Here is a 10,137-nt window from a genome sequence, read left to right as displayed (position 1 = left end):
CAAGCGTCCTCGCTTGCGGTTTGCGCCCAAAGAAAATGAATTTAGAAATTTGAAAAAAGATCACATACTCAGCGACGCGTAAGATCCTATTATTTCGAAAATAGATTTCTCGTTTCACTTCGTTCCACTCGAAATGACCATGTTTTTTTAACATGCAAAAATCCAAAAGACTTCGTGCTTTAAAAAACCAAGTCGCCCGAACCGAGAGAAAATTAGCGGCTCTAAAAGCTGAAAGCAACCGCTTTTCCCGCCGGCGGTTCGTTGTTTTCCTGTCCGGCATCGGTCTCGGGGTTGCCAGTTACTACTTGGTGACCGGGTGGTTCGGCTGGTCTGTTATGGCGCTCACTCTGGTAGTATTTAACATCATTGCTTTTTTCCATCGACGGGTTTTGAGAAGTATCCAAAAATACGAAATCTGGCTCAACATCAAGTCGGCTCAGCTTGCACGCATGCAGCTTGACTGGGACAAGATCCCGATGCCACCGCAAAAAGAAACGCAACAAATTCATCCTTTTGGAATCGATCTTGATATCACCGGCAGACATTCACTGCATCAATTAATCGACAGCGCTGTTTCCCGCGACGGAAGTGAGCTTTTACAAGAGTGGCTTCTGGAAGTAAATCCCAAAGCACAAACAATTCAGAAACGCCAGCGATTGGTTAAAGAATTGACCCCAATGGCCCGGTTTCGGGACAAACTTCTATTGGCTTTTGCGCTGGTTTCGAAAGAGCAGCTTGAAGGCAAAAAGCTCCTGAATTTTCTCAAAAGCCAGAGTTCAAAATCATTCACCCGGGTCCTGATTGCTTCGACGGCGCTCGCCGGTCTGAATCTCATTTTGTTTGCTCTGAATCAATTCGGATTTATCCCGGCTTATTGGATCGTTTCCCTCACCATTTACGTCGCGGTTTATTTGATGAACCAGAATCTCCTCGAAGCCCTTTTAGACGACGCCGTGCTGATTTCGGAGGAGTTGAAAAAATTGCAAGCGATCTCAAAATATCTTGAAACTTATTCGTACGGAAAAAACAAGCACTTGAGAAAACATTGTCAATTATTTCTGGACGCCAATAACCGGCCGTCAACTCAACTCAAAAGAATAACCATCATCGCAGCGGCAGTCGGTTTAAGAATGAATCCCCTATTCAGAGTTTTTCTGAATGTAATTGTACCGTGGGATTTTTTCGTTGCCAGGCGCCTGGAAGAATTGAAAACTCAGTTCGGGGATAACCTGGAAAACTGGCTGAATGTTCTGTTTGAATTGGAGGCCCTGGCCTCTCTCGCAAATTTTGCTTATTTAAATCCGCATTGCGTTTTTCCTGAAATTTCGTCTGCTAAAAAAGCTCCGTTTATTTTCTCTGCTAAAAAAATGGGCCATCCCCTCATTCCGGATAGGCAGAAAAAAACGAATGATTTTTCATTGAATGGTCTGGGTGAAATTGCGCTCATCACCGGTTCGAACATGTCCGGGAAAAGCACCTTTTTAAAAACAGTCGGCATTAATTTATGTCTGGCTTTCGCCGGTGGTCCGGTGGATGCAAAACATTTGAAGATTTCCTTATTTCGGATTTACACCTGCATTAAAATAAATGACTCGGTTACGGACGGCTTCTCTTTTTTCTATGCCGAAGTCAAGCGTTTGAAAGTGCTGCTCAACCAACTCGAAATGAGCAAAGGCTTGCCGGTGCTGTTTTTAATCGATGAAATTTTCAAGGGGACGAATAACCGGGAACGGCTGATCGGCAGCCGGTCGTACATCGAGACCCTTGCTGACAAGAATGGCCTTGGGATTGTCACCACCCATGATTTAGAGTTGACGAATTTAGCCGATAAAATTCAAGACGTCAAAAATTATCATTTTAGAGAAGAAGTGGTTGACGGCAAAATGGTTTTCGATTTTAAAATGCGCCCGGGTCCCTGCCCTTCTACAAATGCCCTAAAAATTATGCAAATGGAAGGGCTGCCAATTGAGGCGTAGAAGACTCTCTATATTTTTGGTTTTTACCTTTTGGCTTTGCTCAAGTCAAATATCCTTCGCCATCACCGCAGACAGTACCGATGTTCGTCTCAAAAAACTTATAAAAAAATTCGATGCTTTTGTGAAAGAAGCCCTGACGGCTGGGAAGATTCCCGGAGCTGCCGTCGCCATTGTTAGTCAGAATAAGATCGTTCATCTCAAAGGATATGGAGTCCGGGAAGCGGGCCGGCCGGAACGAATCGACGAAGACACTGTCTTTCGACTCGCTTCCCTATCCAAAGGCTTTGCTCCGGTGCTAACCGGGCTTTTAGTTGAAGATGGAGTTCTGGATTGGGATGACGGAGTTCTCGAATATTTGGAAGATTTTTCATTAAAGGATTCCGCTCACACCGAAGAAGTCACAATACGACACATCCTGAGCCATACTTCAGGCGTGCAGGAACATGCCTTTACCACATTGTTGGATGCCAATGTGCCTTACGAAAGAATTATTAAAGAAATCGACCGTGCCAATATTGTCTGCGAAGTGGGGGAATGCTTCAGCTACCAGAATGTAATTTACAGTCTCATCGCCGACATTCTAAAATCTGCGACAGGTCATGATTATGAGTTGTTGCTGCGGTTAAAAATCTTTTGGCCTTTGGCAATGAATCGGGCGTCCTTGGGATGGAATGGCATAAAATCGAGCGCAAACAGAGCTACGCCGCATATCAGGTACAGCCGCAAATGGAAGCCCATTAAAATTCGGAAAACATATTATTCCGTTGCACCGGCGGCCGGTGTGAACGCCAGTATTTCCGACATGGCAAAATGGCTGCGAGCGCTGTTGGGCGGCGCGTCTTCGATTATTTCTCCAAACGTGATGCAGGAAGTGAGCACCCCCCTGATTAGAACATCAAAAATGAAGAGATACTTTCGGTCCTGGAGGAATTTAAAAAAGGCCTGGTACGGTTTAGGTTGGCGGGTTTTTGATTACTCCGGCACAAAAATAGTTCACCACGGAGGGTATGTTCGGGGATATCGCGCCGAGATGGCTTTTGCCCCTGAAGAAGGCATCGGCATGGTCATTCTGATGAACGGTGCCAGCCGGTTTGCAAATGTTTGTGTACCGACGTTTTTTGATCTTTATTTGGGTTTGTGAACTCGAAACCTTGCAGGTTTTCAAAACCTGCAAGGTTTGATCCTGAAATTTTTTCTTGCAAGAAAAAATCCTTTTTTTTAACTTAAGAATGATTCAAATTTCTAAGGAGAGATTAAAATGACAAATAAAGTAAAAATAGCTGTAACTGGCGCCGCGGGTCAAATTGGCTATGCGATGCTATTCAGGTTGGCGTCCGGTCAAGTGTTTGGTCCGGAAACCAAACTCGATTTGCACTTGCTGGAAATCACCCCGGCGCTGCCCGCTTTGGAAGGTGTGGTCATGGAGCTGGATGACTGTGCTTCCCCTCTGCTTGAAAATGTGGTGGTGACGGATAACCCGGAGACTGCATTTGACGGTGTGAATTGGGCGATTTTAGTCGGCTCAAAGCCAAGAGGCAAAGGCATGGAGCGCGGCGACCTTATTCGTGACAACGGGCCAATTTTCGTAGGTCAAGGCAAAGCGCTCTCAGCTAAAGCTGCCGATGATGTTCGCGTTTTGGTGGTCGGGAATCCGGCGAACACTAACTGCTTAATCGCGATGAACAACGCCAGAGAGATCCCGGGAGAACGGTTCTGCGCCATGACCCGCCTGGACCAAAATCGGGCCATGGCTCAATTGGCTCAAAAGGCCGGCATCTCGGTGAAAGATGTGACCAACATGACCATTTGGGGCAACCACAGCGCCACCCAATACCCGGACGCAGAAAATGCAAAAATCAGAGGCAATCCCGCCAGCGAGGTCATCGGGCATATTTCGTGGCTGCGCGGTGAATTTATCGAAACGGTGCAAAAGCGCGGTGCGGCGATCATTGCCGCGCGCGGTCTTTCTTCTGCAGCGTCTGCGGCAAACGCAGCCCTCGACCACGTGAAGAGTCTAATCACTAAAACCCCGGAAGGCGACTGGTTTTCCGCCGCAGTACCGTCGGACGGCAGCTACAATATTGATGAAGGACTGCTCTTTTCCTTCCCGGTAACCAGCGACGGACAAGGAAATTATGCCATCGTGCAAGGCCTTCCATGGAGTGATTTTGCAAAAGAAAAAATCGCGCTGACAACTCAGGAATTGCGTGATGAGAAAGCGATGGTGGAGGATTTGCTGGGGTAGACCGGTGAGTTGGATGTAGTTCAATCGCAATTTTTCCAAGAAGTTTCCAAATGATATTCAACGCGTTGCGTTAAGAAAATTACGAATGCTAAATCGTGCAAAGATTTTAAAGGATTTATTGGTGCCCCCAGGAAATCGACTGGAGGTTTTACGCGGTAGTCGTAAAGGTCAGCACAGTATTCGTGTTAATAATCAATGGAGAATTTGCTTTGAATGGCATGAGAACGATGCCCACAATGTTGAAATAACCGATTATCATTAAAGCGGAAATAAAAATGAGTTTAAAAAAAATGTCTCCTTTACATCCCGGTGAAATTCTCTTTGAAGAGTTTTTAAAACCGATGGGTCTAAGTCAAAATCGCTTGGCACTTGACATTCGAGTTCCGGCCCGCCGGATTAACGAAATTGTCCAAGGTAAGCGTAGAATAACAGCCGATACTGCTTTGCGTCTGGCAAAATATTTTGATATGTCGCCCCAATTCTGGCTTGGATTGCAAATGGATTATGACCTTGATACCGCTGAAGATAAACTTTCAAAACGCCTTGACTCTGAAATTCGAATATATCAAGCTGCTTAAAAAAAAGCATTCTCCGGTTCCGTACCCGAAGAATGCTTTTTTAGCTTATCCCAGTAAATCTACTGAATCGTCAGTGTAATCAAAAACGCCCTGGAATCCCGATTGAGGTGGGGGCGTAAATCCGACACGATTTCATCTCCGTTGACCGTCCGGCTCTGTTTTGAATACTCAATATCTTTGAAGTTAAATTCAGCGCCGATTCCGAAATGGCGTGAGAAAAAGTAGTCTGCGCCGATTGCGAAATTGAACCCACCGCCAAAAAAGGTTGGATCCGTGCCATTTTCCTGCAGGGCGTAAGCGCCGACGCCAACTTTTCCATAAGGCTGAAAACTTGATTCCGGCATAAATTTATACTGGAAAGCCAGCTCGATACCGCCGAACTCGGTCACAATTCGGGTTGCACTTCTTGAATCATTATCCGTGCCGATCAGGGAGAGCCAGAGGGTGGAGCGCTCGCTAAATCCATATCCCAGGCTCAGCATCCCGGCCCCGCCATCTCCCGAAGTGGTTGATGAAGGCATGTCAATATTTCCAAAACCGAGGGCTGCTTTGATACCTTTGTGCGAAAACCGCGGCTTGGACTGCGCGGATAGTGACTGACCGTAAAGCATCAGGGCACTGATAAGAACGATTCCCTGTAATAACTGTCGTTTCATTTTGGCCTCCGTTAAAAATGTTTAAGTGTTGACGAATTTGCACGAAATTTCTTCAAAGGTTGTGCCAAAAAAAATACCACCTTGAAAAACAATAATTTACGACAGAATGTTTGATTTTAAGTGTGAAAAATAACAACACTTGTCGGCAGTTTACAACACCGGGAAAATGCAGATAATTAATTGCATTTTCAATGAATTTTTATTATTATGGTTCTGCTTTAAATTATGTTCCTAGACCTTGCAGGTTTTCAAAACCTGCAAGGTCTGAGAAAACCTGCAAGGTTTCAGAAAAACGCCATGGAAGAATCTCTTAAAAACACCCTCGATAAACTCGCGATCGCAAAAATCAATCGGCATATTTTTTTATGCTGTGATCAAACAAAGCCGAAATGTTCCGAGCGGGAACAAAGTCTGGAATCATGGAATTACTTGAAAAAACGGCTGGAAGAATTAAACTTAACCGGACAGGGCGGCATTTACCGAACCAAAGCCAACTGTTTGCGCATTTGCTTAAACGGACCCATTGCATTGGTTTATCCGGAGGGGACCTGGTACCATTCATGCACGCCGGAGGTACTTGAAAGAATCATTCAGGAGCATTTGATCGGCGGCAAGCCAGTTGAGGAAAATGTGATCGTTGAACACGAATTGAGAACCGCTTTAGCTTAATATGCCCGTTTGGCCATTAGCTGTTGGCCTTTAGCTTTTGATTTTTTAGAATTTACGGCGTGTCCCGACTTCTTCGGGATTGAATTTGATTAGCTAAAAGCTAATTGCCAAGAGTCAATCGCTCAATTAGGTTAAAGTAAATAGTTTTTGATTAAAAAAAACACCATGCTCAAATTAGACGAACTTGACCACATCGCCTTAACAGTTCAGGATGTTGGACGCTCAGCAACCTGGTACCAGGATGTGCTTGGACTGGAACGACGGCATGAAGAGAGCTGGGGTGATTACCCGGTTTTTGTTTGTGCAGGTGCGAGCGGTCTTGCACTTTTCCCCAAAGATGCGGCAATTGAACAATCTTCTAAAGGGCAAAATATGAAGCATTTTGCTTTCAGGGCAAATCGGGAAAACTTTGAAAAAACTCAGACAGAATTAACGGAGCGTGGCATCGAGTTCGAGTTTCAGGATCACAAAATTGCACATTCAATCTACTTTCGCGATCCTGATGGTTATAAAGTAGAAATCACCACGTACGAATTAGATTAAAGCTGTCTAAATAATAATCAATAAACAATTATCAATAATCAATTGAAAGCCCTCGTTCACATCGTCTCCCCAAAAATTAACGACTGCGAATTGACCTATCTCGAAAGAAAACCAATTGACTTCGAATTGGCAGTTCGACAGCACGAGACCTACTGTGAATTTCTTGAAGAGCACGGATTTGAAATTATTCAATTATCTGCAAGCGACGACCACCCTGATTCGGTCTTTATCGAAGATACAGCAGTTGTTTTTGATGAAATCGCCGTGATCACCAATCCCGGGGCGAAATCGAGGCGCGGCGAAATCGCCACAGTAGAAGACGAGTTAAAGAAACACCTGAAAATTGCCCGCATTGAACCGCCGGGGACACTGGATGGTGGAGATGTCGTGCAAATCGGTAACACGGTTTTTGTCGGGGAAACGGAACGGACTAATCCCGAAGGCATTCAAGCGCTTGCAAAAATCCTCAAGCGATACGATTATGAAGTCGTCCCGGTAAAAGTACAAAATTGTTTGCATCTTAAAAGCGCCTGTACGGCGATCAGCGGACGCTCGGTTCTCGCCAATCCGGATTGGCTCGATTTAGCTCCATTCGCAGATTTGAACGTCATTACTGTGGATGAACCCTGGGCGGCAAATGCCATCCGTTTAAATGAAACCGTGTGCCTGCATGCCGGATTTCCGAAAACCGTGCAGCATCTTCGCGAATTGGAGTTTAAAGTTGCGACGCTCGATATCTCGGAGTTTTTAAAAGCGGAGGGTGGGCTTTCGTGTCTGAGTATTCGCTTTTGATTTATTAAATTTTGGTAAAAATGATTGAAAATTCCTTCCGCAAGTATTAGTTTAGATAAGTTAACCAAACAATAAAATTTGTATTAACAATGTAAAAAAGGATAGGTCACAATGGCAGCAACCAAGCAAACCAAAAAGAAAACCACACCCACTAAATCCACGCAAACCAAAAATAAGGCGGAGCAATTTGAGTATAAAGCAGAGATGAAGCAGCTGCTGCATCTCATTGTAAATTCCCTATATACCCACCCGGAGGTGTTTCTTCGCGAGCTGATTTCCAACGCCTCTGACGCTCTTAACAAGATTCGATTCAGAATGCTGACCGACACGGACGTTCTCGATCCGGATGCCAGCTTGAGAATCACTGTTGAACTCGACTCCAAAAAGCAAACCCTTTCGATTGAAGACTCGGGCGGCGGCATGACCAAAGATGACCTGGTCAATGAAATCGGTACGGTTGCCAGCTCCGGCACGGTGGAATTCTTAAAGCAGATGCAGAAGAACGACAAGCCGCTTGACGGCAATCTCATCGGGCAGTTCGGGGTCGGTTTTTACTCCGTGTTTATGGTCACGGATAAAGTGACCATCGAAACGCGCCACGCTGATAAGAATTCAAAAGGTTATCGCTGGGTTTCCAGCGGCGAGGGCAAGTTCACCATTGAGGAGATCGACAAAAAGACCAGGGGCACGAAGATTTCTTTTAAACTTAAAAAAGAACACCAGGATTTCAGTGAAGAATTTCGGGTCAAAAATGTCATCAAGAAGTATTCGAATTTTGTCGACTTCCCGATTTTTGTAGATAAAGAAGAAGTGAACCGTGTCAGCGCGGTTTGGCACCAGCAGAAAAAGCAAGTCAAGGAGGAAGAGCTCACGGAATTTTATAAATTCATCTCCAATGATTTTAATGCGCCGATGGGACACCTGCATTTATCACTCGAAGGCGCGGTAAATTTCAAAGCACTCATTTTTGTGCCGGAAACCGCGCCGGCGACGTTTATGCGCGAACACCTGGAAAAGTCGCTTCAGCTTTATTCAAGCAAAATATTCATTCAGGATGATTGCAAGGAGCTGCTGCCGGAGTATTTGCGATTTCTGGAAGGGGTTGTGGATACGGAAGACCTGCCTTTGAATGTCTCCCGGGAAGTGACCCAGTCAAGTCCGGTCATGGTGAAAATCAAAAATGTTCTGGTTAGCAAGATTCTGGGGTGGTTTGAAGATTGGGCCAAAAACGATAAAGGGAAATATGAAAAGTTTTACAAGAATTTCGGACCTATCTTTAAAACCGGCGTTAACTCGGATTTCGCCAACAAGGATAAGATTATCGAATTGCTGCGCTTCGAAACTTCGAAGACGCAGAAAGGCGAACTGACTTCACTCAAAGAATATGTCGGGAACATGAAAAAAGATCAGAAAGAAATCTACTACATTTCCGGCGAGCACCGTGAGACAATTGAGCGAAACCCAAATCTCGAGTATTTTAAAAAGAACGGCATCGAGGTTCTGCTGCTGAGCGATCCTTTTGATGTGTTTATTGTGCCCGGTTTGAATGAGTATGATAAAAAGCCCGTGCAATCCATCGACAAAGCTGATCTCGATCTCAAAGAAGATAAGAAAGACGGCAAAAAAGAGGCGCTTGGTGAAGACGTCGCAAAATCTTTAATCGATGTGTTTAAGAAAACGCTCGGCGACAAAGTTGAGGACGTGATCGCTTCAAAACGTTTGGTGGATTCGGCAGCGACCCTGGTGGTCGGCAAAGAAGGCATGGACAAGCAGATGGAAAAGATGATGCAGATGATGAACAAGGATTACGCCGGTTCCAAGAAAATTCTCGAAATCAATTTATCCCACCCGCTCATCAAAAATTTAGGCAAAAGGCTCATTGCCGACGACACGGACTCGGTTTTGCGCAGCAGTATGATGCAGCTTTATGAAGGCGCACTGCTTATTGAAGGCAGTCTGACCTCGCCCAATGAGTACGTGAGTCGAATGACTGAGTTGATGGTGGAAGCGACGAAGTAGGCAATTGTTGTAATCTTGCACCTAATCATAATCTTTCGCTAATTGCTGAATCTTTTGCAGGATTTCTTCAACCGTCTGTTTTAATTCACCGCCCATTTTGCGGTATTCGTTCGGGTATTCCTTCTGCATGAATGACATTAAGGCATAATATACAGGCTTGAATCGGTCTTTCAAATTGAAGGGATTTTCAGTGAAGATTTTGAATGCGAGATGATACTGCTTTTTAGCCATTAACACCATCAGAAAAAGGCTAATATCTTCAGGAAACCTATCAAAAGAATCCTCATCTTTGAGAAATCCCTGCGCGATTTTAGTTGCTTTGTCGATTTCGTTATGCCATAATAAAATCATGGAATAAGTATGCATGCTAAAAATATTTTCGGCTTTTTCATTCCAGAGCATTCCCGGGCGATTTTTCCACATTCACATGAGCGATGGTGACAAGAACGTTGAAATGGGTAAGCCCCGGAGTCCTACCGCACCGTGAACCTGGGATTGAACTAATGCCGTTTCACAGCCGAAGGAACGAAGATTGATACGCCGGATGGTTCGCGCGTCATCGAAGACTTGCGCGTGGGCGATACTGTGTGGACATTGTCCGTAGAGGGTGTCCGTGAATTCGGGACGGTCGGAGCAATTCGACATCGGACGGTTTCGCA

At 45.0% G+C, this 10,137-nt stretch carries 12 protein-coding genes; 9 read left to right on the top strand and 3 right to left on the bottom strand.

Translation table 11 applies throughout. The features are described from left to right. The first annotated feature begins 152 nt into the window (after positions 1–152). The 5 genes from IH879_05260 (at position 153) to IH879_05240 (ending at position 4,799) form a co-directional block, all read left to right on the top strand. Complete coding sequence (locus IH879_05260; GenBank protein ID MCH7674346.1) at positions 153–1,976, top strand: hypothetical protein; 1,824 nt, start codon at positions 153–155, stop codon at positions 1,974–1,976. Continuing rightward, complete coding sequence (locus IH879_05255) at positions 1,966–3,117, top strand: beta-lactamase family protein (protein MCH7674345.1); 1,152 nt, start codon at positions 1,966–1,968, stop codon at positions 3,115–3,117. Before IH879_05260 ends, IH879_05255 begins: the two co-directional genes overlap by 11 nt. Positions 3,118–3,234: 117 nt before the next feature. Continuing rightward, positions 3,235–4,221 carry a malate dehydrogenase gene (locus IH879_05250; GenBank protein MCH7674344.1) on the top strand — a complete coding sequence of 329 codons (987 nt, stop codon included), beginning with the start codon at positions 3,235–3,237 and terminating at the stop codon, positions 4,219–4,221. 55 nt (positions 4,222–4,276) lie between these two features. Continuing rightward, a complete protein-coding gene (locus IH879_05245) occupies positions 4,277–4,483 on the top strand; it encodes a type II toxin-antitoxin system RelE/ParE family toxin (GenBank protein MCH7674343.1) in 207 nt (68 codons plus the stop codon). Between the two features lie 13 nt (positions 4,484–4,496). Next, positions 4,497–4,799 (top strand): HigA family addiction module antidote protein, encoded by a 303-nt coding sequence (locus IH879_05240; GenBank protein MCH7674342.1) that lies wholly within the window; start codon positions 4,497–4,499, stop codon positions 4,797–4,799. A 59-nt stretch (positions 4,800–4,858) separates the two neighbouring features. Here IH879_05240 and IH879_05235 read toward each other — a convergent pair whose 3' ends face one another. Further along, positions 4,859–5,455 carry a porin family protein gene (locus tag IH879_05235; protein ID MCH7674341.1) on the bottom strand — a complete coding sequence of 199 codons (597 nt, stop codon included), beginning with the start codon at positions 5,453–5,455 and terminating at the stop codon, positions 4,859–4,861. Positions 5,456–5,752: 297 nt separating this feature from the next. On the opposite strand from IH879_05235, the gene IH879_05230 reads away from it, so the two are divergent. The 4 genes from IH879_05230 to htpG all read left to right on the top strand — a co-directional run bounded on the left by IH879_05230 (position 5,753) and on the right by htpG (position 9,478). After that, positions 5,753–6,124, top strand: coding sequence for a (2Fe-2S) ferredoxin domain-containing protein (locus IH879_05230; protein ID MCH7674340.1), 372 nt, complete (start codon positions 5,753–5,755; stop codon positions 6,122–6,124). Between the two features lie 165 nt (positions 6,125–6,289). After that, the gene (locus tag IH879_05225; protein ID MCH7674339.1) at positions 6,290–6,667 is read left to right on the top strand and encodes a VOC family protein; all 378 of its coding nucleotides are present in this window, start codon (positions 6,290–6,292) and stop codon (positions 6,665–6,667) included. Between the two features lie 42 nt (positions 6,668–6,709). After that, positions 6,710–7,459: a dimethylargininase gene (locus IH879_05220; protein ID MCH7674338.1), complete on the top strand. Its 750-nt coding sequence runs from the start codon at positions 6,710–6,712 to the stop codon at positions 7,457–7,459. A gap of 111 nt (positions 7,460–7,570) precedes the next feature. Beyond that, entirely contained in the window at positions 7,571–9,478 is a 1,908-nt protein-coding gene (gene htpG, locus IH879_05215) for a molecular chaperone HtpG (GenBank protein MCH7674337.1), read from the top strand. A gap of 21 nt (positions 9,479–9,499) precedes the next feature. Here htpG and IH879_05210 read toward each other — a convergent pair whose 3' ends face one another. Beyond that, on the bottom strand, positions 9,500–9,901 hold the full coding sequence (locus IH879_05210; GenBank protein ID MCH7674336.1) for a hypothetical protein: 402 nt from the start codon (positions 9,899–9,901) through the stop codon (positions 9,500–9,502). Then, positions 9,902–10,123: a hypothetical protein gene (locus IH879_05205; GenBank protein ID MCH7674335.1), complete on the bottom strand. Its 222-nt coding sequence runs from the start codon at positions 10,121–10,123 to the stop codon at positions 9,902–9,904. It abuts the gene before it with no gap. Positions 10,124–10,137 lie beyond the last annotated feature (14 nt).

The organism is candidate division KSB1 bacterium (genome assembly GCA_022562085.1).
GTDB lineage: Bacteria > Zhuqueibacterota > Zhuqueibacteria > Oceanimicrobiales > Oceanimicrobiaceae > Oceanimicrobium.
The sequence above is the reverse complement of the archived record's forward strand: the minus strand, read 5'-3'. Positions and strand labels throughout refer to the sequence as shown.

What these genes read in the sequence shown, in the direction of transcription:
- IH879_05250 (MCH7674344.1), top strand. Translation starts at nt 3,235, where the DNA reads ATGACAAATAAAGTAAAAATAGCTGTAACTGGCGCCGCGGGTCAAATT.
- IH879_05240 (MCH7674342.1), top strand. Translation starts at nt 4,497, where the DNA reads ATGAGTTTAAAAAAAATGTCTCCTTTACATCCCGGTGAAATTCTCTTT.
- IH879_05210 (MCH7674336.1), bottom strand. Translation starts at nt 9,901, where the DNA reads ATGTGGAAAAATCGCCCGGGAATGCTCTGGAATGAAAAAGCCGAAAAT.
- IH879_05235 (MCH7674341.1), bottom strand. Translation starts at nt 5,455, where the DNA reads ATGAAACGACAGTTATTACAGGGAATCGTTCTTATCAGTGCCCTGATG.
- htpG (MCH7674337.1), top strand. Translation starts at nt 7,571, where the DNA reads ATGGCAGCAACCAAGCAAACCAAAAAGAAAACCACACCCACTAAATCC.
- IH879_05225 (MCH7674339.1), top strand. Translation starts at nt 6,290, where the DNA reads ATGCTCAAATTAGACGAACTTGACCACATCGCCTTAACAGTTCAGGAT.
- IH879_05260 (MCH7674346.1), top strand. Translation starts at nt 153, where the DNA reads ATGCAAAAATCCAAAAGACTTCGTGCTTTAAAAAACCAAGTCGCCCGA.
- IH879_05230 (MCH7674340.1), top strand. Translation starts at nt 5,753, where the DNA reads ATGGAAGAATCTCTTAAAAACACCCTCGATAAACTCGCGATCGCAAAA.
- IH879_05205 (MCH7674335.1), bottom strand. Translation starts at nt 10,123, where the DNA reads ATGTCGAATTGCTCCGACCGTCCCGAATTCACGGACACCCTCTACGGA.